Annotated in this window: 25 protein-coding genes; 1 reads left to right on the forward strand and 24 read right to left on the reverse strand. The window is 46.9% G+C overall.

The genetic code is table 11. The features are described from left to right. The gene (gene secF, locus B9T34_RS11615) at nt 1-990 is read left to right on the forward strand and encodes a protein translocase subunit SecF (protein WP_171265200.1); all 990 of its coding nucleotides are present in this window, start codon (nt 1-3) and stop codon (nt 988-990) included. 105 nt (nt 991-1095) lie between these two features. Here the strand turns inward: secF and B9T34_RS11620 are convergent, their stop codons facing one another. The 24 genes from B9T34_RS11620 to cysM form a co-directional block, all read right to left on the reverse strand. Further along, a complete protein-coding gene (locus tag B9T34_RS11620) occupies nt 1096-1752 on the reverse strand; it encodes a 4'-phosphopantetheinyl transferase family protein (RefSeq protein ID WP_086213440.1) in 657 nt (218 codons plus the stop codon). Nucleotides 1753-1795: 43 nt separating this feature from the next. Then, nucleotides 1796-2230 carry an excinuclease gene (locus B9T34_RS11625; protein WP_086213296.1) on the reverse strand — a complete coding sequence of 145 codons (435 nt, stop codon included), beginning with the start codon at nt 2228-2230 and terminating at the stop codon, nt 1796-1798. A 22-nt stretch (nt 2231-2252) separates the two neighbouring features. Further along, nucleotides 2253-3473 carry a beta-ketoacyl-ACP synthase gene (locus B9T34_RS11630; protein WP_086213297.1) on the reverse strand — a complete coding sequence of 407 codons (1221 nt, stop codon included), beginning with the start codon at nt 3471-3473 and terminating at the stop codon, nt 2253-2255. Beyond that, complete coding sequence (locus tag B9T34_RS11635; RefSeq protein WP_086213298.1) at nt 3473-4198, reverse strand: 3-ketoacyl-ACP reductase FabG2; 726 nt, start codon at nt 4196-4198, stop codon at nt 3473-3475. Before B9T34_RS11635 ends, B9T34_RS11630 begins: the two co-directional genes overlap by 1 nt. Next, the gene (locus tag B9T34_RS11640; protein WP_086213299.1) at nt 4195-4632 is read right to left on the reverse strand and encodes a 3-hydroxylacyl-ACP dehydratase; all 438 of its coding nucleotides are present in this window, start codon (nt 4630-4632) and stop codon (nt 4195-4197) included. The genes B9T34_RS11635 and B9T34_RS11640 overlap by 4 nt, the downstream gene beginning before the upstream one ends. Then, nucleotides 4629-5810, reverse strand: coding sequence for a beta-ketoacyl-[acyl-carrier-protein] synthase family protein (locus B9T34_RS11645; RefSeq protein ID WP_086213300.1), 1182 nt, complete (start codon nt 5808-5810; stop codon nt 4629-4631). The genes B9T34_RS11640 and B9T34_RS11645 overlap by 4 nt, the downstream gene beginning before the upstream one ends. Before the next feature lie 7 nt (nt 5811-5817). Continuing rightward, complete coding sequence (locus B9T34_RS11650) at nt 5818-6387, reverse strand: DUF3261 domain-containing protein (protein ID WP_086213301.1); 570 nt, start codon at nt 6385-6387, stop codon at nt 5818-5820. Continuing rightward, nucleotides 6377-7675, reverse strand: a complete 1299-nt coding sequence (locus B9T34_RS11655) for an NAD(P)/FAD-dependent oxidoreductase (RefSeq protein WP_086213302.1) — start codon at nt 7673-7675, stop codon at nt 6377-6379. The genes B9T34_RS11650 and B9T34_RS11655 overlap by 11 nt, the downstream gene beginning before the upstream one ends. Before the next feature lie 19 nt (nt 7676-7694). Beyond that, nucleotides 7695-10019: an MMPL family transporter gene (locus tag B9T34_RS11660; RefSeq protein WP_086213303.1), complete on the reverse strand. Its 2325-nt coding sequence runs from the start codon at nt 10017-10019 to the stop codon at nt 7695-7697. Continuing rightward, nucleotides 9994-10638, reverse strand: coding sequence for a LolA family protein (locus B9T34_RS11665; RefSeq protein ID WP_139841269.1), 645 nt, complete (start codon nt 10636-10638; stop codon nt 9994-9996). The genes B9T34_RS11660 and B9T34_RS11665 overlap by 26 nt, the downstream gene beginning before the upstream one ends. 4 nt (nt 10639-10642) lie before the next feature. Next, nucleotides 10643-11062, reverse strand: coding sequence for an acyl-CoA thioesterase (locus B9T34_RS11670; RefSeq protein ID WP_086213304.1), 420 nt, complete (start codon nt 11060-11062; stop codon nt 10643-10645). 15 nt (nt 11063-11077) lie between these two features. After that, a complete protein-coding gene (locus B9T34_RS11675; RefSeq protein WP_086213305.1) occupies nt 11078-12601 on the reverse strand; it encodes an HAL/PAL/TAL family ammonia-lyase in 1524 nt (507 codons plus the stop codon). Nucleotides 12602-12606: 5 nt separating this feature from the next. Continuing rightward, complete coding sequence (locus tag B9T34_RS11680) at nt 12607-13485, reverse strand: acyltransferase (RefSeq protein ID WP_086213442.1); 879 nt, start codon at nt 13483-13485, stop codon at nt 12607-12609. A 68-nt stretch (nt 13486-13553) separates the two neighbouring features. Next, on the reverse strand, nt 13554-14288 hold the full coding sequence (locus tag B9T34_RS11685; RefSeq protein WP_086213306.1) for a glycosyltransferase family 2 protein: 735 nt from the start codon (nt 14286-14288) through the stop codon (nt 13554-13556). 15 nt (nt 14289-14303) lie between these two features. Then, nucleotides 14304-15971, reverse strand: a complete 1668-nt coding sequence (locus tag B9T34_RS11690) for an AMP-binding protein (protein WP_086213307.1) — start codon at nt 15969-15971, stop codon at nt 14304-14306. Between the two features lie 54 nt (nt 15972-16025). After that, entirely contained in the window at nt 16026-16571 is a 546-nt protein-coding gene (locus B9T34_RS11695) for a septation protein IspZ (protein ID WP_086213308.1), read from the reverse strand. After that, nucleotides 16568-16816, reverse strand: a complete 249-nt coding sequence (locus B9T34_RS11700) for an acyl carrier protein (protein ID WP_086213309.1) — start codon at nt 16814-16816, stop codon at nt 16568-16570. The genes B9T34_RS11695 and B9T34_RS11700 overlap by 4 nt, the downstream gene beginning before the upstream one ends. Nucleotides 16817-16825: 9 nt before the next feature. Further along, on the reverse strand, nt 16826-17086 hold the full coding sequence (locus B9T34_RS11705) for a phosphopantetheine-binding protein (protein ID WP_086178413.1): 261 nt from the start codon (nt 17084-17086) through the stop codon (nt 16826-16828). Beyond that, nucleotides 17070-17882, reverse strand: a complete 813-nt coding sequence (locus tag B9T34_RS11710) for a lysophospholipid acyltransferase family protein (RefSeq protein ID WP_086213310.1) — start codon at nt 17880-17882, stop codon at nt 17070-17072. Before B9T34_RS11710 ends, B9T34_RS11705 begins: the two co-directional genes overlap by 17 nt. After that, entirely contained in the window at nt 17876-18499 is a 624-nt protein-coding gene (locus tag B9T34_RS11715) for a beta-ketoacyl synthase chain length factor (protein ID WP_086213311.1), read from the reverse strand. Before B9T34_RS11715 ends, B9T34_RS11710 begins: the two co-directional genes overlap by 7 nt. Nucleotides 18500-18691: 192 nt before the next feature. Continuing rightward, nucleotides 18692-20995, reverse strand: coding sequence for a RelA/SpoT family protein (locus tag B9T34_RS11720; protein WP_086213312.1), 2304 nt, complete (start codon nt 20993-20995; stop codon nt 18692-18694). A 17-nt stretch (nt 20996-21012) separates the two neighbouring features. Next, nucleotides 21013-22419 (reverse strand): 23S rRNA (uracil(1939)-C(5))-methyltransferase RlmD, encoded by a 1407-nt coding sequence (gene rlmD, locus B9T34_RS11725; RefSeq protein WP_086213313.1) that lies wholly within the window; start codon nt 22417-22419, stop codon nt 21013-21015. Between the two features lie 6 nt (nt 22420-22425). Next, nucleotides 22426-23244 (reverse strand): 3'-5' exonuclease, encoded by an 819-nt coding sequence (locus B9T34_RS11730; protein WP_086213314.1) that lies wholly within the window; start codon nt 23242-23244, stop codon nt 22426-22428. A gap of 34 nt (nt 23245-23278) precedes the next feature. Continuing rightward, nucleotides 23279-24193: a cysteine synthase CysM gene (gene cysM / locus B9T34_RS11735; RefSeq protein WP_086213315.1), complete on the reverse strand. Its 915-nt coding sequence runs from the start codon at nt 24191-24193 to the stop codon at nt 23279-23281. Nucleotides 24194-24259 lie beyond the last annotated feature (66 nt).

Raw genomic sequence — 24259 nt, forward strand, 5'->3', positions numbered from 1 at the left:
ATGATGACTGAAAATACTCAACTGAAATCGAAGCAATACGGCCGACCAGATAACGAACGTGTTATTCCGTTTATGAAGATCGCATTGCCTGCGGCAGTGATTTCTATCCTCTTAACGGTTGCCAGCATTTTCTTTATTGCCACCAAAGGTCTAAACCTTGGTTTAGACTTTACTGGCGGTATTTCTGCAGAGCTGAACTACAGCCACCCGGTAAAGCCCGCTGACGTCACTGAAGCCTTGGTAAAAGCAGGCTTCAAAGATTCTGTCGTGCAAACCTTAGGTTCAAACCGTGACTTAATGGTCCGTATGCCTGTTCAGAAAGATGAAAAAAATGCTGAAGCAGCAGACTTAACCAAAACCATTACAGCTGCAGTACAGCTGCCAAATAACAAGGCAGAAGTGCATAAAGTGGATGTGGTCGGCGGTCAAGTCGGCAACGAGCTGTATGTCCGTTCGGGCGGTGCAGTCGCTTTGGCATTATTGCTGATGCTAGTGTATGTAACGATCCGCTTCGAATTTAAACTGGCTTTAGGCGCCGTACTGTCATTGTTTCATGACGTGATTGTGACTGTCGGTGTTTTTGCCATGATGCAGTGGCCATTTGACTTAACAGTTTTGGCCGCAATTCTTGCGCTATTGGGCTTCTCGCTCAACGATAACATCGTTGTCTCTGACCGTATCCGTGAAAACTTCCGGAAAATCCGCGGTGCAGAGCCTTTAGAAATCGTCAATATTGCCTTAACTGAAACATTGCGCCGTACCATTCACACCTCTGCCACCCTATTGCTCGTGGTTCTTGCCATGATGTTCTTGGGCGGTGAAGGCTTGCACTGGTTCTCTGTGGCAATGTTTATTGGCGTATTTGTCGGTACGTATTCTTCAATCTACATTGGTACAGCCTTCGCATTATGGCGCGGCCTGAACCGTCAAGACTTCATTGTACAAGTGAAGCCTGAGTTTGAAGAAGAAGATGAAATTCCGCCACGCTAAGGCATAGCTACTTAAAACCCATCTTCGGATGGGTTTTTTTATGGAGTATTTATATGAATAGTATTGAGCTGAAAATAAGCCTATTTCACGGTCTAAATTCTATTTTCAATGCTGAAAAATTTGAATTTCTGGAAATGCAAAGCCTTTGCAAGACAGCGCTGATCGCCACGAAACCGTCAGCATCATGCTGGACAATAAAAAGTTTTGATACGCAAAAGTACCGATTTCTGGATGACTGCATATCCCGCCATTGCTCATGGGATGCACCTGCGTATCCAGTTCATTCAAACTTATACGAATGCCCAGACCAGAAGCCTTTAATACCGCCTCTTTAGTAGTCCACACTTTAAACCAGTATTCATTTGGATTGTCCGCCTGCTCCCAGTTTGCCAACTCATTGGGATGAAAAGCATGACGCGCCAAAGCCTCAAAGCGCACTTTGCGTGCTAAATCTTCCACGTCTACACCAATGTCTTTGACATGGCTACTGATCGCCAAAGCATAATGCTGCTGGCTATGCGTGTGATTAAAGGCGAGTGCTGCTGTTTGGGCCAAATAGGGTTTGCCAAATTCAGTCTTTAAAAAATCTGTGTCATGCACAGGCTGCTGTACAGCGTCGGAAAGGTGCAAATTGCGCTGCTGATAAATCTGCTGTTTTTTATAAGCCCGATAAGCGCGCATATCGGAAAATGCGTCGCGCGTTAAAGGCGCAAGCTGAGCAATGGCATGTGTATGCACTTGAATGGTTCTTGGCTTATTCATGCCCTGCTCAGCTTGATGTTCATGTTTAAAATACAGCAATCACTTAAAATTTAACGATATCGCCTTTCAGCGCTACGCCTGCAATTGCAGTGCCTTTTGCGCATTGATACGTTGTGCTGCTGCGGGTTTCATTTGACTTGTAAAAGCTCACCAAATTTGTCACTGCATTAGCGCCTTTTGCTTTAGCGGTGTTTTGGAATTGAATCAAAGCTGAACGCAGTACATGGTCACATGAGCTTTCTGCAGATTTTGCAAAACCATTGGTTTTTTTATTGGTGACCAGCCCCTTTTCAATCACTTTACCGCCAGATTTAGTCCCCGCCAGATAAAACTTCACAGAACCATCCAGCGTGCCATCTGCAACGGCACGGTCTACGGCTTCTTTAAAATTAAAATCATGCATGGCATCGGCAGCATGAACCGCCGTCATTGTTCCAGCCATCATCAGCGCTGCTGCACAAATCTTTTTGAATATCATTGTTGTTCCCTCGTTTTTAAAATTAAACCCGTTTTAATATCAAGGAGGTATTAATGCCCCCAAATGCAAAATTGTTGCTCATCAGCATGTGCGTTTCTGCTGAACGCATTTCATTGACGATATAATCCAAATCGCCGCAGTCGCTGTCAAGCTGTTCTAAATTTAAAGTCGGCACCAGCAGCTTGCGGTGCATCATTTCAATACTCAGCCACGCTTCAATCGCGCCGCAAGCGCCTAAGGTATGCCCGAAATAACTCTTTAAAGAACTGATTGGTTTCTTGCCTAATATGCGCGCTGTCGCTTGAGTTTCAGCCACATCACCTTGATCTGTCGATGTGCCGTGCGCATTCACATAGTCAATTTCTGAGGCATCCACCTGCGCATCTTTCAGCGCCAGCTGCATACAGCGTCCCATCATCTCAGAATCTGGACGTGTTACATGCTGACCGTCGGTATTGGTGCCATAACCAATAATTTCTGCATACATGTTCGCGCCGCGCGCTTTGGCATGTTCATATTCTTCTAAAATCAGACAGCCTGCACCCTCGCCCACCACCAAACCATCACGCTTTGCATCAAAGGGACGCGGGGTTTTTTCTGGGCTGTCATTTTGCGTACTGGTGGCCAGCAGCACATCAAACACCGCCGAGCCTGCAGCGCTGAGCTCTTCTGCTCCACCTGCAATCATCACCGTCTGCTTGCCGTATTTAATGGCTTCATAAGCCTGACCAATCGCCATAGAGCCTGAAGTACAAGCGCTGGAGGTCGGCAAGGTCTGGCCTTTCAAACCAAAATATACCGTCATGTTGACTGCGCTGGTATGCGACATCATACGGATATACGTCGTTGCATTCAGCTTGTTCATATTGTTGTCCAGCAGCATGGCGCCAAACTCACTGACCGCATCGACACTGCCGGCAGAGGAACCAAATGCCACGCCAGCTTCGCCGCTTTGCAGAATCTCATGATTGAGCAGGCCTGCATCGTCCAGCGCTTTTTCTGCGCAGACCACAGACATTAAGGCCACACGCCCCATGCCGCGAGTCACCTTGCGGTTAAAGTGTTTAGGCACAGTAAAGTTTTCTACAGGACCGCCCAGCTTGCTGCGCAGATCACCATAAATTTCCCAATCTGGCATGTAGCGGATGCCGCTTTTGCCTGCAGCAAATTGTTCAAAAATTTGATCTGCAGTCTCACCCAATGAAGTGATGCCTGACATACCTGTAACGACTACACGTTTCATCAAATCAGCCCTCCATTTACCGAAATCACTTGGCGGGTAATATAGCTGGCATCATCACTGCATAAAAACTTAACCGTTTTTGCCACTTCATCCACTTGCCCCATGCGCTGCATTGGAATCATTTTTAGCGCATGTTCTTTGACTTCATCTGTCACCATTTCGGTTTCAATTAAACCTGGCGCTACGCAGTTTACGGTAATTTTCCGTTTTGCCAATTCCAGCGCCAGCGCTTTGGTTGCGCCAATCAGTCCAGCTTTGGCTGCGCTGTAATTGACTTGGCCGCGGTTGCCCATCAATCCAGAGACAGAAGATAAAGTGACAATTCGTCCGCCTTGTTTCAAGCGGATCATGGGCATCATTAAAGGCTTAAGCACATTGTAAAAACCATTCAATGAGGTCGAGACCACTTCATCCCAATCGTCATCCGTCAAGGCAGGGAAAGCGCCGTCACGCGTTAAGCCGGCGTTCAGCACTGCGCCGTAAAATGCGCCGTGCGCAGCCATATCCTGTTCTAAGATTGAGGCTATATTTTCACGGTCATTTACATCAAACATCAGCACGTGGCTGCTTTGCCCCAGAGCTTGAATCTCTTGTGCCACCAGCTCCGCTTCCTGCTGACGAGAACGCGCATGCACGGTGACATCAAAACCTGCTTTTGCCAATTCCAAAGCAATCGCCTTACCAATACCGCGGCTGGATCCTGTTACTAAAATTCTTCTGCTCACGTTAATTTCCCAATCGCGTCATTCATATTTTCTGGTTCAAATACGCTCAGTATGGCGCTGAAACGATGTTCTTGATATTCAATTTCACAATTAAACTGACCTAATCCTTCATGCAGATAGCTCTGTTCAACGCGTATCCGCACTGTAGCGCCTAAAGCAAAATATGGACAGGGCAGCAGCATTTTACGGGTTCCCAAAAGAAAACCGATTTTGGGCGGCAAACCTTTGCTTTGCCCTTTATGCCCCGCATAGGCGCTGATGGTTTGCGCCATCAACTCAATACTGCTCCACGTCGGCAAGCCCTCAGCTTCGCAAAACATCAATTCTGGACAGATTTTAAGTTCCGCAATCGCAAACTGATCATTGGCTTCAATCAGATGATCCACAAAAACCATAGGTTTTTCATGCGGAATAAACTGTACGGCATCCATCATGGCAAAACGGTTCCTAAAATTAAACTGATATTGCTGCCGCCAAAAGCAAAGGAGTTGCTCATAACATAATGCATCGGCTGCGCTGCATGGCTGTCCAAAACATAATTCTGCTGGGCTAAAGCTGGGTCTAATTCACCTGCGTGATGCAAAGGCAGCCAAGACTGATCTAACAGCACCTGCTGGCAAATAAAAGCTTCAATCGCGCCTGCCGCGCCTAGGCAGTGACCCGTTTTATGCTTGGTGCTGCTGAGCGCTACAGGGAAATCGGCAAAAACAGTCTGCACCGCTTTAATTTCCATTGCATCATTTTGCGGCGTCGATGTGCCATGCAAATTCAAATAGCCAATATCTGCAGCATTTAAACCTGCGGCATCCAATGCTTTTTGCATCGCTTCTGCCGCGCCTTGCCCTTCTGGATGCGGCGCAGAAATATGCCATGCATCCATGGATTCACCGCTGGACATCAGCATCACTGGAGCCGAGTCTTTAGACAATAAAAATAACGCCGCCGCTTCACCAATATTGATGCCGTCACGGTGTGCGCCGCAAGGCTGGCAAATAGAGCTGGATAAGCTTTCCAAACTGTCAAAACCATTCAAAGTCAATTTGCACAAAGTATCTACACCGCCAACTAAAACGGCATCTGCTAGATCTGCATTCAGCAGGCGCTGCCCTGCAGCCATGGCTTTGGCTGCCGAAGAACAGGCGGTTGAAATCGTATAAGCCGGGCCTTCCCAGCCCAAATACTCCTGCAGTGATTTCGCGACACAGCCCATTTCCTGTTTATGATGGATAATCGGCTCTGCAGAAAGTTGCTGAAAATGCGCCTTTAATATTGCTTCATTATCTGCAATGCCTGAAGTCGAAGTGCCAACAATGACTGCAAGGCGCTGCTTTGCAAATTGTGCTGTATAGGCGCGAATATCAGCCTCTATTTGCCCCAAAGCCGTTAAAGCAAATCTTAAATTACGCGAATCTGCAGACTGCAAATGTTCGGGTATGTTTTGCCCTAAGGATGCAGCAGAAGCTCCGACCCAAACCGTGCGCTCCGCGATTAAATCTTGACGCTGCGTTAATGTATTGCCTGCTGTGCACAGTGCATTTTTCAATTCACTGGCATTTCCCCCCAAAGCAGACAAAGCCGCGCTGAACTGTATCCCCACAGCAGAATGGCGCATGATATTGTTATTGGTCACTCTCGCCTCGATCATCTTCCAAAGTATTGCTAACCGCGCTGATTACCATTTGATACGGCACTTGCAGATTATTCAGTTCAACCGCTCCCTCTAACGGCTGAATGTTTAACACGGGCTGCTGATTGATATATACCACACCGTCTTTTTGCGTCACAGCCGTTTGCCCTGCATGTAAAGCCATAAACTGTGGATAGGTTGCGTACAGAATATCGCGCACCACATAGTCAAATGGCAAGTATTTCATGGCATCAATACGCTGTTCCACCCGAACCTGCTGCCCATCAAAACTAAGTTTAAACAGCTGCTGTCCTGTCAGGCTCAGCGCCAGCATGTCCAGCTGCTGACCGCTTTGCTGCTGGTACAGCAAAAAACTGAAGCCATGTTCTTTCCATTGCACTTCAATTTGATCTTGGCGCTGATAGCTTTGCGCTGTCCATTGCGGCGCAGACAAACCTTGCGCCTTAGGCAGCATTTTAGGCGCCAAGCTTTGACAGCCGCTGCACAAGACAGCGCCAGCCAAAACTAAAGCAGTGATTTTAGCATTTACATTAAGTGCCATCTGTCATGGTTTCCCGCATTTGCGCTTCGCGGCAATATTCCGCCAATGTACTCAAACGCTGCTTGGCATTACGGTGAATCGGATTGGTTTCATCCCACGCATAGCCTGCCAAAAGCGAGGCAATCATGCGGCGGATTTTTTCATCTTGCTTCGTTGAAAATACCACATCTTGAAATTCGCCTGTATACCAAGATTCCACATAGGCGCGGAACACTTGAATACCTTTGCGCAGCGGTTTTTCATACTGCGCCATCCAGTCCACAGGCTGGCCTTGCAATACTTGATCAACCAAAGGAATGGCCAAGCTGGAAGATTTCAGCGCAATAGTCACCCCTGAAGAGAACACAGGATCTAAAAACTCGCCTGCATTGCCGAGCAATGCATAATTATGTGAAGCCAGCTGTTTAACATTGGCAGAATAACCGACCAATGTACGGACTGGCGTATCATGCTTGGCATTGCGCAGCACCTTAGACAAACTCACATCATCTGCCAAAATGCGTTTTTGCAAAGCTTCTAAATCGTAATCTGGGCTGCTGTCATAACCATATTTTTCAAAAAAGTCTTGTTCTGCAACCACACCGAATGATGAACGGCCATCGGCAAAAGGAATCAGCCAATACCATGCGCGGTGATCTTTTTCATGTACCGCAATCAAGATTTTTTCACGATCAAATTCTGGATCATCCAAAATACCGTCTTCAATATGCGTAAATACAGCGCGGCGTACAGGGAAATCTGACGGGCTTTCTAAATCTAAAAATTTTGGTAAAATTCGACCAAAGCCGCTGGCATCCAGCAGGAACTTGCCTTGAATTTGATAAGGCTGACCTTGTTCATCTTTAACCGTTAACATGGGATGCGCGCTGTCTACATCGACAGCTGTCACTTCATGACCGAAGCGGATGTCTGCCCCCATTTTGCCTGCCTGCTGCGCCAGCAGATGGTCAAAATTGGCACGGCGCACTTGCCATGTGGTGCCTGGGCCTTCACTGAATTTTTGAGTAAAATCGTAGAAACTGCGCTGCGGGCCTTTTAAGAAAGCTGCACCGTTTTTAAATTGAAATGCATATTCTTCGACATGCTCGCGCACGGTGTCCAGCAGACCTGCTTCTTCCAGAAAGACCATCGACTGCGGCAGCAAGGATTCCCCAATAGAAAAGCGCGGAAAATATTGTTTTTCGATCACCGTCACTTGATAGCCTTTTTGACGCAGCAGCGCTGCCGCTGAACTGCCCGAAGGCCCCGCGCCAATAATTAAGACATCTGTTTGCTGCAGTGTGCTCATTGCACTATTACCTTTTTACTCAGCTCTTTGGCTGATATTGCTGAACCACAACATGTTCTGCATCCGAGGATGTAAACAATGTTGCATAAATAAATGAAAAAATGACCCCAAGCAGCACCGTCAAGCCAAAACTGTGAATGGCATAGGTATGGCTGAAGGACAGCAGTCCGAATCCAAATAAGGTTGACATCATGCATAGAAACAGCGCCATGCCGACCACTTGCGGATGGTCGTGTCCATGACGGTAAAAAATCGCATAGTCCACCCCAATGCCGATAATCAGAAAAGTACCCATAATGCTGAACAGATTAATTTCTACGCCTAGCCAAGCCTGTATTGCAAACGCCGTCATCAGCGCCATGGTCACTGGCAGCACCAGCGGGAGGATGGATTTTTTCCCATACAGCAGTCCCAAGCCAATGGCTAAAATTGCCAAAGCGCTCAATAGCAGCCACTGCGCTTGTATCCGATGCTGCTGAAATAGCTCAGACAGCTCATCGACTGGCCGCAGCAGCTGCACATTGTGATTACTTAATTTTTGCAAAGCAGCCACATCATGCACATTTTGCAGCATGACTAAACGCTGGGTAGAACTCATCTGTAAAAAATGCAATGGATGATCTTGAAGCACAGTATCACTCAGCAGCGGCTGATGCTTCAAGTTTGCCTGCCAATTCAAAACGTCAGACTCATTCAGCTGCAGCGCCTGCGCATAATCACGCAATGCCTGCTCAGGAATAGCCTGAAGCATAGCCACATTCTGCTTTTGCTGCGCCAGCGCCGGCACCCACTGCCCCAGCGCCTGTACCGCATCTAATTTTCCAGCCTGCTGCAATACAGACAGCTGATCCAGTAAGTGCTGTTCATTGCGCTCTAATTCTGCAGGTGTTTTACCTTGCACTACAAAATAATCACTGCCCTGCTGCTGCATAAAGCGTTCGCGCACATACTGATCTTCCTGTTTTAAGCGTTGATCCATACTTTGCAAATTACGGATGTCATCATTGCTTTTTAAGAACAGTAAACTGCTGCCGGTCACTGCAACAATCAGCGCCATCAAGACATAGCGTAAGCGATTGCGCGCTTGAATGTAGTTGCGCGCATGCCCAATAAAACTCAGCATGCGAATTGCAGGTTCTGCATTTAAAGCAGGCAAGCGCGGCAGCAGTAAAATACTGGTAATCCATGCCGCGCTCAGGCCGACCATAGAGAACACTGCGATCTGCTTAAAGCCCGGAAATGGCGTAAAGCTCAGCACCACATAAGCCAGCAGTGTGGTCATCAGACCCACAAATAAGCTTGGCAATAATGGCTTTAAAACGGCAAAACCATCAATGTTACGGTGCTGCGACTGCATCGCCATAAAGTAAAATGAAAAATCCACACAAACGCCAATCAAACTGGCGCCAAAGACCAAAGTCATTAAATGAATTTCGCCAAAAATACTATAAGTAACGGCAAATGCAACCAAGCTGCCCGTGCCCACAGCGATCATTTCTGTCAGCATGGGGCGGATTGAACGAAAGCCAAACCATAACAAAAGCAGAATGCCTAGGGTTGAACCGACACCAATCGTCGAAATTTCTTCTTTGGCAGAGTTTGTACCAAATTGCGCAAACAGCAGTGTTCCTGTCCAATGCGGTTTAACCTGCAATTGGCGCAGCTGCTGATTCATCTGCTGTATAAAAGCATCGGTCTGTTCTTGATAGGCAATGCTGTAAGGACTGTTCTTGAGCTGCAGCACCACCAATCTTGAAACACCCTGCTCATCACGCTTGGTGGCAAAGCCCTGTTCTAGGCTAATATCCGAATTATTCTGTAACGCGCTGAGCCCCATCGCATAGCGGGGAAACAGCAAGAGCGGATCACTTTGCAGCATTTCTGCCGTAACCGGCATGCCCGGACTCATCAATTGCAATAAGCCTTGATCCGCTAAGGTGGCATAATCTTGGTGCTGCAGCAGTTCACGGTCACTCTGGGTCAACAGCCCTGCCTTGTGCTGATACAGCAGTTTAGCAAATTTGTCATAGTCCAGCTGAGGGCGCACAGGCTGAAATAGCTGGCTTTGATTGGCCTGCGTTTTCAGTATTTTCGTTGCCTGATCCAGCTGCTGGTCATTTTGAGCATCCAGCACCACAAAGACTTTGTCATTCAGCTGATTGCTGACATAGTTCTGCGCACGCTCCAGATTCGCATCTTGATGTGTTTCTGGTAGCAAGGCAAAAATATTGGTCTGAATTTTAATGCCATTGTTCAGCCATGCCGCAGCTAAAACCACCGCAATGACACAGAGTACAACCAGCCAAATGGCGGTAAATTTATTTTGCCAATTGGAAAAGCGCATTTTCCGCAGCCGTTAAAGTTTGAGGTTGAGCGCTTTGCTGACTAAAACGGATGACCGTGCTGTTATTGGCCTGTTCCTGAATCACAATGCGGTTTACATAACGCTGGCCTTGGGCATCAACACGGACAAACAGTTTTTTAAATAAACTGCTCTTTGGCGTCAGCACCACATTCCACTGTGCAGGACTGTAATTGGCTGAAACTACGTTAAAGTTTTTCGCCAGTGCCGCTTCATTGCCAGACATCAGTTGTAAAAACATGGTCGCTACAGAACCATAAGGCGTTTTATCAACTGCAATCTGGCTTGAAGTACGCTGGGTTTTTTGCACCAGCTTCTGCGGCGTCACGATTAAATCTGCTTTCACAGGGCTTTGAATTTGCCACAATACGCCCTGATTTTTACTGAACAGCACTTCGCCTTTCGAGACATAGGTTTTATTCAGCGAAGCCAATTTTTTCTGCTGTTCAAAATTGGCGCGTACCACTGGCGTTGCCGCCAATTGTGAAAAGACCTGCTTTAATTCAGTATTCTGCGCATACCCCGTAGATGTAAATACGGCAGAAGCGGTAATCAAACACAGCGGCAACACCGATTTTAAAATAGGAGATCGAAAGTTCATGGTACTACTCCGCTTTAAATTCAGACCATGCATTTAAACAGTCCAACAAAATTTGAGGCGACTGATAACACATTTCACGTGTGGCAATCTGCACCGCCACTTGCGTGGTATAGCCTTTGGTGAGGCGTCTGCCCGACACCGCATCAAAAATCTGATACTCAATTTTCAGGCGGTTTTCCCATTCTTTTAAAACTGCGCGCACACGGATTTTCTGTTCAAATTCTATGCCCTGCACATAGCGCACATGGCTTTCAATCACAGGCCATGCATAGCCTGAATCACGCATTTGCGTATAGTTATAATGAAACTGATCCAACAGCTTGCAGCGGGCAATTTCAAAATATTTTAAATAGTGCCCATGCCAAACCACATTCATGGTGTCGACATCATGAAAAGGCACATCAATGATCACATCTGCATGCATCGCTTTATCCTTGGCTTATACAGCAATGCTGTTCAAAAGTTCTAAATCTTCAAAACGGTCAACCAACGCCTGCAGCTCATTTTGTAAAGGGCGATCTTCCTCCACATAGTTGAAGCTTTGAAGCACCCACTGTTGAAATGCTGTTAATACTGGACTGAGTTCTGTATCTAGGCCTTTCAATTGAACCGCCTGTACCGCAGCACAGCTCAATGCCGCCATTACCTGTTCAGTCAGCGTAATCACACGGCTCGCATCACGCGCTGCAATAGTTCCCATACTGACTTTATCCTGATTATGACATTCAGTTGAACGAGAAAAAATGGATGCTGACAAAGTCTGTTTCAGCGCTTCTGCTGTCCATGCCGACACCCCAATTTGCACGGCTTTAAATCCATGATTCAACGGCAGGCGTTCTGGGCTTGAACCCGTCAAGTTGCGCGGCAGGCCGTTATTCATTTTGTAATCGACCAATTGTGCGAGCTGACGGTCCATCAAGTCTGCAATATTGGCAATCATGATTTTTAAACTGTCCATGGCCTGCGCAATATGACCGCCATAGAAATGTCCGCCATGCAGTACACGCAAATTCACCGGATCAATCAATGGATTGTCATTGCTGGAATTTAATTCATTTTCAATAAACTGGCGCAGCCACACTTTTGAGTCTTCAAACACACCAATAATATGCGGCGCACAGCGCAGTGAGTAGCGGTCCTGCAGACGTGAACTTTGGTGCTCTGTCTGCACTTGGCTGTTCAGCCAAACACGCAGTTCCGCTGCAATCTGCTGCTGACCAGGATGCGGTTTTTGCGCAAACAATACTTCATCAAAATGACTCGGATTGCCTTCCAGCGCCAAGACATTCAATGCTGTCACCATGGTACTGGCCAAAGCAATCTGTTCTGCTTTTTTATAGTTCAAGCAAGCAATGGCGGTCATCACTGCTGTACCATTCATCAAGGCTAAACCCTCTTTAGGGCGCATCACTAAAGGCTGCATGCCTTTTTCGGCATACACCTCTGCAATGGGTACAATCTTGCCTTGGTAATAAACATCACGCTCGCCTACCAGCGCACCAGCAATATAAGACAATGGGGTTAAATCACCGCTAGCGCCGACAGAACCTTCAGATGGAATAACTGGAATCACATCTTCATTCAGCATCCACGCCAAACGCTGCAGCAAGGCGTGCGATACACCTGAATAGCCGCGTGCCAGCGAACATAAACGCACTGCGACCACTGCACGCGCGGTGATTAAATCCAAATTTTGGCCCATACCGCAGCCATGAAAACGTGACAAATGCAAAGGCAGTTCATTCACCTGATGCGGCGGAATTTCCACAAGGCAAGAATCGCCATAGCCTGTGGTTACGCCATAAATTACGCCTTCATCCTGCAATAACTGATCGAGAAAATCTGCGCCGCGCTGAATCAATGCATTCCACTCATCTGAAGCCGGCAGCGCTACTTGATGTTCTTTACGCGCAACAGCCACAATATCCTCAATGCTGAGCGGTGTTTCCCCAATCGTTAACACAAGACTTATCCTTTATTCCAAAAATTATAAAAATTAAACCATTGATACGGCGCGCGCATGCAGTGCTGTTCCAGCAGCTGCACATATTGCCGCGTGGTCTGCTGCATGGCTTGCATACGCTCTTTACGCGGCCAGTTCAGCTGATCTGCCACTTTATGAATATGCACTTCAAAATGTTCCTGCGCTCGATAGCAAAATACCGCCAATACGGGCGCTTTCAGCAAGCTCGCTAAAATCCACGCGCCTTGCGGCCACAGCGCCTGCTCACCTAAAAACTCAACGGGCTGCACACGGCCAGACTGAACAGGCACACGGTCTGCAGCCACAATCACCCACTCGCCTTGATCGAGCTTATCTTGCAGAATCAATGCGGTTTCTATACCCAGTTCATCTACAGACACCAAATTCACATCGGCATGGTCATTCAGCTTTTTTAAAAACTCATTAAATTTTGTGGCGTGCTTTTGGTAGACCAGCACATTAATTTTTTGCGGATGCTCAGATTTCACCGCGCGCAGCAACTCTATATTGCCAAAATGCGACACCACAATCACTGCGCCTTTTTGGTAATGTGCTCGGAAATGTTCATGTCCATGCAAACGCAGGCTTTGCTCAGGGACATTCCCGAGCCAGCCTTCAATTTTGTCCAAGATGCATTCGCCAAACTGCATAAGATGCGTATAGGTCTGCCCCATTTTTGGCTCAGACACGAATGGTGATTGACTGCCCGCAAAATGATGCAGCTTTTTTAAATATAATAAAGAAGCTTGGCGTGCTGTGTTTGAAAACAGCCAATACCATAAGATCACAAAATACAGTACCAATCTGCACAGCCAGCGTCCGCCCAAGCGGTAAAAGCCCAGCATCAGCATTAAGGGAAGCATGCCGCCACGCTCTTTGATGCTGCTCCATTTGGGAGTCTTTTGTTCTGACACGTTTTGCTCTGACACGCTTAGTCTTTCACTTTGTAATATAGCAATTTGGGCAACCGCATCAGCATGCCGCCCAATAAGCGGCTGTGCGCGCGCGCCATGCCCAAATTGTCCCGCCAAACATTAAAATGAGAAATACCATCTTTTGGATAGATAACCCTTGTCGGCACATTCACAAAGGGTACATTTTTCCATTTCAAACGCACCAAAATTTCAGAATCAAAGCCCATGCGCGGCTGAAATTTCGCGCTATTCAGCACCTTTACAGTCTGCGCCAGCGGATAAACCCGAAAACCGCACATACTGTCTTTAATTTCAAAGGATAGGCTGTTAATCCACACCCAAATGTGCGTAGCATAACGGCCATATAGCCGTTTTTTCGGCACAGATTCATCAAAAATAGGCTGACCAATCACCATCGCTTCAGGATGCAGCTGTGAAGCATCTAAAAAGCGCTGAATATCATTCCAGTCGTGCTGACCATCCGAGTCTAATTGCAGCGCGTGACTATAACCCTGTTTATACGCATGCTGCAGGCCCGTCATGACCGCCCCACCTTTGCCTTGATTGACTTCATGCTCTACCAAATCCAACAATGGATTTTCTGCTGCCAGCTGACGTAAAACAGCTGTACATTCAGCGTCACTGCCATCGTTCACCATAATGATAGGCAGCTGAAAAGCATTTAGATGTGCAGTCAAGGCCGCCAAATAGTGCGGATGGTTATACACAGGAATTACAAAGCAATGCTGCATTTTTATACCCTCGGCTTATTCTATGGCATCAATGACTGCAAACAGCAATCGTCCAGAGGCCAGCATCTTTTGCTGATGTTTCAGTTCAAAGCTGACTTTATGCCCTTTTCGGCTAAACACCAAATTCACAGATTGAAACGGGCGGATTAAGTCCTGAAATTTTAACTGTTCAAATCCATTGCACCACAGCAGATCTGCCCAATGCTGCTTGGCAAAGTGCTGAATGAAGCCAATTTGACCAACGCCTGGGTAAATTGGCAAATTCGGGAAATGCCCCTTAAAGCATTCCAGCTCCGGACTGAACTCCAGCCGGTACTGAATTTGCTCAGGATCAATCTGCGTACCCAGCACAACTGGAAGATGCATCGGCTGAAACAGCGATTTTAAATACTGTTTATTCAATTTAGATTGGGCATTTTGCGGCATTTGTGTTAGAAAGCGCCATTGCCGCGGAATCGCGATGCTTTCCAGTTTTTCGCTTAATTGTTTTTTCAGCTGTGCTGTGAATGCCGCTTTGCCAATCACCTGCAGATGCTGGCGCGCTTCATCCGTCAGTACAGCCACAGCTGCTAAAATTTGGCGGCGCTCTTTTTCATAAACCAATACATGACATTGCTGTACAGCAGCTAAATCTGAAATTTTCAGTTCAATTGCATCGAGGCTTAAACGCTTTTCTTCCAGTTTCACAATTCGGTCTAACCGGCCCAGCAAGCGGAATGGACTTTTCGGATTTGCATTATCCATCAGTTCAACTTTATCGCCCGTCAAAATCCAGTCTGTACTATAAGCATGATTGGTTTTGACCGTCAGCTCCTGCTGCTCAGCAGCCTGAACATCAACATTGGCAAAGGGAATCCATAAGGCATCATCCTGCTGACGGTGCGCGATTCCGCCTGTTTCCGAGCTGCCGAACACTTCAGTAATGGGGCTATTCAGATATGGACGCACACCCGCATCCAGCTTGCCGCCGGAAGAATACACCGTGATGCAATCCTGCAGCAGCACATCATCGGTCCAGCGTTTGAGCAAGGCAGGGCTAGAAATCACATAATTGGGCAGCTGCATATGCGCGATTTTTTTCTGAAAATCAGCTACATCCTCAGGAAACGCCAGCTGATTTTGGTAGAAACTGCGCCCGCTTGCCAAAGGCCATAACAGTTTAAACAGCAGCCCATAGATATGCTGGTGGCTGACCGTTGCAATCGCAACCGCCTGTTCAGGCAACATAAAGCTGGCATCTAGGCCACAAACTTCATTAAACAGCTGCTGCAAAGTGCGCGGAATTTTCTTCGGCTGGCCGGTCGAGCCTGAAGTATAAAAATAGACTTGCGCCTGATTTAAAAAGGCCTCATCAAATTGAAACGTTTCTTGATGTTTTGTATCTGAGCTTTCACTGCGTTTTAAAAAATAGATCTGCTCAGCAGCCAATTCTTTTTCTAAGTCACTGACACGGTTGGGCGGCAGCAATACCTGCTTTTTCGCCTGCAAAGCGGCAAACAGCAGCACCAAAAACTCATAGCTGTCCTGTTCCCACAGCGCCCACACAGGTTCACTCATCAAGCGGATCTGAGCGGCCTGCAGCGCAACATCCCGCCAAAAATCCTGAAACAAAATTTCACGCAGATCGGACTGAATACACAAAGTTCGGGATGAATGCAGATGATGCTGAAAGTGACAAGACATAAATGTTGTTTCTAAACCGTGATTATTTTCTAAATTGAAAAAATTAAAATGACGCTATTTTTGCGCCTGATGCAATCGCTGCTGGCGTTTACGCAGCACATATTCCCCGAGCAATAAAATACCCATCAAAACATAAGAAATAAAACCGTTATACAGCACCCAAACTTTCATTGGCGCAAAATACACAGTCCATAAAGCAGTCAGCGTATTGATGGCAAAAAAACCGCACCACACTTTGGTGACTTGCCGTGTCCAATGCACGCCTTCCGGCGGTAAGTCTGGCTCTGCCAAGCGTTCAATCATGGATGGCGGCTTGATTAAGGTCATACTGAAAATAATCAAAGCGCCCACATTCATGCAGACCGGATACAGTTTTAGCCAAGCATGATCTTTTAAAATCAGGCTGAGTCCGCCGCAGAGTATAGCAAAGCCTGTCAAGGGCCACAGCAAAGCATTGCCCTTGCTGAACATGCGCATCATGCCCAGCGCAATCAGCAGTACGCTCACCCACGCATAGTGGCCTTCTGCCAAACCATAGCCGACAAAAAAAGGATAGAGAATCAATCCGATTACTGCTATCCCTTTTAAAACTGCATTCATTCAGCTGACATGTTCTGAATAACTGCGACGACGTCCTGTACGGTACGGACGTTTTTAAAGTCTTCCGGATTCACTTGCTTACCCGTCAATTCTTTAATTTTGACGACCAAATCAATCGCATCAATACTGTCTACATCAAGATCAGTCGCTAGATTTGATTCGAGCTGTACATCTTCAGGCGCGATTTCAAACAGTTCGTCCATCCATTCGCGCAATTTTTCTAAAACGGTGTCTTGTGCAAGCATAGCAACCTCTTATGCTGTTTTCTGAGCTTCAACCAAAGCCACCAAGCTTTGAATTGATTTAAAGTGTTCTTTGGTTTCTGCAGACTCTGCATTTAAATGAATGCCGTAACGCTTTTTCAATGCCAAGCCCAGTTCCAATGCATCAATTGAATCCAAGCCCAGACCGTCGCCAAATAAAGGCGCTTCTGTTTCAATGTCTGCAATGGTGATGTCTTCCAGGGCAAGCACATCAATAATCATTTGCTTCAATTCATCAGCAAGATTGTTCATTTAAGGATAACTCTTGGTTAAAAAACCGCTGTAATTGTTGATTTAATTGACGCACATTTTTTGGATTGACGGTCACATCATCCAATACGTCTTCCACACGGACCGCATCCAAAACTTTCACATGAATATGAAAGGGCTGTTCTGGAATGTGATACCACTTTTCATTTTTGGTCAGGGTTGATGGCGTGCACGTAATCAGTACTGGCCGAATCGGCACACCTGCACGCAAGGCAATATTGGCCGCACCGCGCTGAAAGTCATTCAGCAGGGTGTTTTTTTCAGTACGTGTCCCTTCCGGGAAAATCAGCAATGAAGCCGCCTTGTCCTGCTGCAGCTTATTCACACAATCCTGAATAAATTGTTCCGAGCCTGCATTGAGAATATAACCCGCACTCTGCACAGGGCCTTTGGTAAATGGATTGGACCACAGCGCCTGTTTGACTACACAGTTTGCCTGTTCCATTAAACCAATTAAAACTACGACGTCAATCAGTGTCGGATGGTTGGCAATCACCAGCTCCTGCTGACTGTGCTGCAGCTTCTCCAGCCCCTCAACTTCATAGCTCATAATGCCCAGCTTGACCATCATTTCGGTAAAGCCTTTAAAGCTGTGCTTAATGACTTTTTGCGTGCGCTGTATGCGTAAGGCTTCATCTTGGGTACTGAGCTTTACCAAAGGTGCAACAAGGCCGCCTATCGCTGCGCCGCCTGCGCCAAAGCTGGCAAAACTAAAGCCTGTCGCGCCGACACGCCAGACATAATTGGCTTTTTTCTTGATATTTTTTAAGTTCAGCATTTTGTCCACGCAGCGCTTTCAATTTGACTGTCATCTTGCCAAAAATTATAAAATTGCAATGCCTGCTGAAAATACGCCTGTTCATCCGAACGCTGAGAAAGGTCCAGCTTTAAATTTTCAGGCTGCAGTGAAACTACTGCGCTCATGGCAAAAGCGGTAAAGGGCTGATGTTCAGCATACAGTTCAGGCAAGGCTTCATCATAATAAATCACCAGCGCGCGGCTGGCTTCGGTCGTCGTCTTGAGCCAAGCATAGGCTTCAATCAATGCGTCATTCCAAGAACCAGCTAAACTGGTTGCAGGAGTAGCGTCTTTGCATAAGATCGAATACAGGCCGGACACGGCGTTATGTACAGAAGTTGAAAACTGAGTTGGTGATGGTGTTTGCTCATGCAGCACATCTTCTAAAATTTTCAGGGTCTTGGTTTCATCACCATACTGCGAAACCCAGACAATATAGTCAGCACGCTGTTCCGCCAAAATCTGCATAGCAGAGTTTAAAGCCAGCTTCGCCACCAGTGACAAACGGCGGCGCTGCATTGCAGGAATTTGCTCTAAGGCAGGAAATACCTCACCGGCCCAGCTCATCACCAGCCGAGACATATTCATAAGCACCATGCGCTGTATTTCCTTAGCCTTTAAATGTATATTTCAGAATGGCGCGGATTATATCACTGGCGCTGTTTTTTGTGGATAAAATATCCTGATCTTTTCAATATCATAGATTTATCTATATTTTACAGTTTTATGACAGCAAAAATTAGCGCATAAAAAAGCCCGCATAGCGCAGGCTTTTTTAGGATTCAGCGATTAAACGCCTTGAACCAAACGGCGGGCGCTGATGATGCCCGGCTGCTGCTCTAAACGCGCCAGCAAACGGGATAACTGCGCCAATCCTTTGACTTCAATCAGCAGCTTCATATTTGCAATGCCGTCTGCTTCCGAAATGGTATTGACCTGACGGATATTGATCTGATCTGAGAAAATCACTTGCGTTAAGTCTTTCAGCAAGCCGCGGCGATCGTACGCATCCACCACAATCTGTACACTCTGACCGCGAGTCGGCTGCATTTCCCAATCCGCTTCTACCGCACGCTCTGGCTCTTGGCTAATCATGCGCACATAATCTGGGCATGCCACTTTATGAATGCTGACACCGCGGTTAAGCGTGATATAGCCTGCAATAGATTCACCGTGCACAGGCTGGCAGCACTGCGCCACATGCAGTTCTACATTGTCCAAGCCGTCAATTAAAATACCGTGCGCAGATAAAGTATGGCTCGCGCGCGGATTCAGCGCCGGCTTCAGCACCAGTTCAGGCTCATCCTGATCCAGATGCATATGACGGTTCACCTGATTCATCAAGGCATGAAGGCTGACGTCGCCGCTCACCAAGCTGATCAGAATATCTTCACCTGATTTCACATTGAAATGATTGCAGTAATCATTCAAATCAATACTTTTCGGGTGAATTGCCAAACGCGCCAGCTCTTTATTCAGCAGCTCGCGGCCCACTTCCAAGTTTTTACTGCGGTCCTGCTGTCTAAACCAGTGGCGCAGCTTGTCACGTGCGCGCGCTGTTTTGATATAGCCCAGTGAATTCACCAGCCAATCGCGGTTCGGCTCACGGTCTTTCTTGGTTAGAATCTCAACTTGCTCGCCTGTTTTCAGCGTGTAAGTCAGCGGCACATAGCGCTGGTTCACCCGCGCTGCGTAGCATTTGTTGCCGACTTCTGTATGCACATGATAAGCAAAGTCCAAAACCGTAGATCCGCGTGGCAATTCTTTAATATCACCATCGCGGCTGAACACATAAATTTTTTCAAAACCTTCAAAATCTTGAATCTGTTCAAAATTCTCTTCGGTTTCATCATCTTTATGCGCGCTGGCGTCGTTGCGCTCCTGATAATGCTCAAGAACAGCGCGCAGCGAATGCAGACGGTGATTGAATGACTGATCGGTTGTCTTGCTGCCTTCTTTATAGTTAAAGTGCGAACATACACCCAGCTCAGCTTCTTCATGCATGCTGTTGGTACGGATTTGAACTTCGAGTGATTTATTTTCCGCAATAACAGCTGTGTGCAATGAACGATAGCCATTGGCTTTCGGATTGGTAATGTAGTCATCAAACTGATGCGGAATATGGCGCCAGATTTGATGCACAATGCCTAATGAGTGGTAGCATTCAGGTACGCTTTTAACCAAAACACGCACGGCACGAATGTCATACAGCTGATCAAAGCTCAGGTTTTTACTTTTCATTTTCCGATAAATCGAATAAATGTGTTTTACCCTGCCGTTGATCTCGGCTTCAATGCCATGCTCAGCCAGTTCGTTACGCAGCTTATCGATGACAAACTGAATATACTGTTCACGCTCTAAGCGTTTTTCGTTCAATAAAGCCGCAATTTCTTTATAGCGTTCAGGCGCTAAATAGCGGAAAGCCAGATCTTCCAGCTCCCATTTCAGCTGCGCAATGCCTAAACGGTGCGCCAACGGCGAATAAATGGTGAGAATTTCTCGGGCCACACGCTCTTGGCGTTCACGCGATGCCTGCGTCAATTCACGCAGTGCATAAGTACGTTCCGCCAGCTTGATTAAAACGACACGGACATCTTCCGTGACCGAAATCAGCATCTTATAAATGCCGCTTAAATGTTCGCGCTGATTATTATTAAAATGATCTTCGAGGCGCTTATTCTGTTCAATCAGGTCAGATAGCTTACCCATAGCCAAAGTGCCTTGGACCAAGTTATGCACTTGTTCGCCAAATTTTTGCAGCACTTCATCTAAAGGCATGACGCCTTCACGCACGCAGCGGTAAAGCATAGCGGCAGACAGCGTATCTTCATCTACATGCAGATGCGCCAAAATATCCGCCATTTCAATACCCGTATAAAAAGTATTGGAACGGTGATTGACCGTAGAGTCTAACTCTTTTTGCAAAGTTAAACGGGCAACTTCTTCGAGCTGCTTGAGGGGTACCCCCAGTAAGCCGCGTACACGCTCCAGCCATTCAGCCAAATCATGCAGCGCTTGATCGGCATGTTCTACAGTCGCTTCCTGAGACAGTTCATTTAAACGCCCCGGGAGCTGTTCACGCACTGTGACCATACCCTACTCCTACTTGTTTACTCTTCATTATAACTTAAATCGTTCGACTTATTATCTTGTTCGAACAAGGCAATCGATTCGACATGACCAGTATGGGTAAACATATCCATCACACCTGCCTTTTTCAGCCGATAACCTTGTTTCGCCAATATTCCAGCGTCTCTAGCCAAAGTTGCCGGATTACATGAAACATAAACTATTCGTTTTGCACCAAATTTGGGCACACAATGCATGATTTCCTCTGCGCCTGAGCGCGGCGGATCAATCAATAATGCATCAAAACCCTCTTTTGCCCAAGAATAATGCAAAAAGTCTTTTGTTAAATCTTGTGAAAAGAATGACAGCCAGTCTATGCCATTGGTTTTCGCATTTTCTGCACCGCGGTGAACCATTTCTTCACTGCCTTCTACAGCAATAACTTCGCCTTGTGCACCAACACAGCGCGCCAGAGGAAGCGAGAAATTTCCCAATCCACAAAATAAATCCAGAACCCGTTCGCCTTGCTTCAATTGAAGCAATTCACATGCCAGCTTGACCATTTGCGGATTAATTGTAGAGTTCACTTGCGTAAAATCTAAGGGATTGAACGCAAAATCAGCATCAAACTCATCTAGACGGTAGTGCAATCGCATTTCTGAACCTTGACCATCTGCACGAAGCAAACTGTCCGGTCCAGCAGGCTGCAAATACAACTGCCAGCCCTTCTGTAACGCAAATTGCTGTAATTGGTTGACATCCTCGTCACATAATTTTTCAGTATGGCGTATTAGCAAGGCAACATCCTGATCACCCATAGCCAATTCTATATGACCAACAGCTCCTTTGCCCCTTAGACTTTGGATTAACTGCTTCAGTTGCGTTATTGAGCCAAATTGTTCATCCAGCACCATGCAGCGGTCTATTGAAGTCAGCTGATTGCTGGCATTTTCACGAAAACCCACAATCAATTTATCTTTATTAGGCAAATAACGCACGCCAATCCGCGCTTTACGGCGGTAATCTTCACGCGTAGAGCGCAGCGGCGGCAGCCACTCTTCGGGCTGCAGGCCGGCAAAATGAGTCAGATGCGATTTCAGCACATCCTGCTTTAAACGAATTTGCTCATCAGGATGAATATGCTGCATATTGCAGCCTCCACAGACGCCAAAATGCGGGCAGATCGGCTGAACACGCATTGCAGAAGCGTCACTTAACAGCTCGAGACAATCCGCTTCTTCCAAACGCTTTGCCGCATGGGTCATGCGCACACGAACAGTTTCCCCAGGCAAGGCGTAGCGGATAAAAACTTTTTTCCCATGCTTTTCTGCAGGATGATCCGGATGCGATCCGAAATGCGCGATGCCCCGCCCCTCATGTGAAAGCGACTCAACCTGAAAGATATAATTGGGCTGTTGGGCTTTTGCGGGCTTGGCTCTATGTTTCATGCGGACCTAGACTGTGGGAGATGGGAAATCAAATTGAGTAAATGGTGTCTGCTGTGACGCGTCACGCCAGACGGATAAAAATTCAGCATGCTGCGGCAAGGTCTGAAGATACTGAATGGTGCTTTGCACCAAATGCTGATGATCAGCCTGCAGCAGCTGGCCTTTCAGCAGCAGCCAGCGCAAATAGATGAGCCATGTATTCAGCACATCGCCTTCGCAATAGCTGGTCAATGCCTGCCATTGCTGAGTGCGGACATATTCAGGCACATGATAGGCGCCATCGCCGCGCTTGCCGGGAAAACCCAGCAAGTGCGCTGCATCATCCAGCTTCATAAACTGCCTGCCATTAAACATGGCCATCACATCCATCAAATCGACATGGCGCTGATGGTAGCGGTTCTGATAGTTATTATAGCGCTTTTGTGTGTCAATCTCGCCCTGATCAAACAAACTTGGTGCAGAAAGTCCATGATACATGGCGCGGAATAAAATCACCGGCAAATCAAACTGTGAGCCGTTCCAGCTGACCAGCGTCGGATGGCGCTTATCGAAAATCGAGAGAAACTTGCTTAAAATTTCTGCTTCAGAATACTGTTCACGGCTGAATGAAAACATTTTCATGCCGTTTTCATCGAGCCACAGTCCCGAAATACAGACAATTTCATGCAAAGGCAGGCGCTGAAAATCTGTACCCGCTTCTTGGCGGCGCAGCTTAGACAGTGCAGCTTCTAAATCTGCTTCAGGCAAATCCAGATTGTATAAATGCGCACCTGACTTCAGATCAGTCAGTGTTTCGATATCAAAAGTTAAAACAGGTAATCGCATAAATACTCACACAAAATTAGGCAAAAGGCTGACCTTAATCCTCAACAGAGAACAAACCTGTCGATAAATAACGGTCACCGCGGTCGCAGACAATGCAGACTATCACAGCATCGGGGTTTTCTTCTGCCAGTTTAACCGAAGCCCAAACTGCGCCGCCAGAAGATGTCCCAGCACTGATGCCTTCGGTACGGGCCAATTTACGCGCTGTTTTTTCCGCTTCAATCTGCGGAATATCCATAATGCGGTCGACACGGGAAGCATCAAAAATAGTTGGAAGGTATTCTTTAGGCCAGCGGCGTATACCGGCAATATTTGATCCTTCAGAAGGCTGTAAACCTACAATCTGAATTTCTGGATTTTGTTCTTTTAAGTATTTTGAAATACCCATGATGGTGCCGGTCGTCCCCATCGCGCTGACAAAGTGGGTAATCTTGCCGCCTGTTTGCTGCCAGATTTCCGGACCCGTTGTTAAATAATGCGCTTCTGAATTATCTGGATTGCCAAATTGATTCAGCACAAGGCCTATGCCGTCTTTTTGCATTTGCGCAGCCATATCGCGCGCCTCTTCCATGCTGGAAGATTCAATCAGCTCTGCGCCATAGGCACGCATGGCATCTTTGCGTTCTTGGCTTGAGTTGGCCGGCATAATCAATTTCATTTGATAGCCGCGCATCGCTGCCACCATGGCCAAAGCAATCCCCGTATTTCCGCTTGTCGCTTCAATCAACGTATCGCCCGGCTTAATTTGACCGCGTTTTTCCGCCTGCATAATCATGTTGTAGGCTGGACGGTCTTTCACAGAGCCCGCTGGGTTGTTGCCTTCGAGCTTTGCCAATACTGTTGCTTGAGTGTGACTGGCCAGACGCTGCAAACGCACCAGAGGAGTGTGTCCTACATAGCGGTCTAACAAAAAATCGTCTGCTTGAAAATCAGGGGATGTGTTACTCATTATTTGCACCTATATCGAGGTGCGGCTATTGTATGAAAAAATGACTTTTACTGCACCCATTTACGT

Source organism: Acinetobacter sp. ANC 3813 (assembly GCF_002135435.1).
In the GTDB taxonomy this organism is placed as follows: domain Bacteria; phylum Pseudomonadota; class Gammaproteobacteria; order Pseudomonadales; family Moraxellaceae; genus Acinetobacter.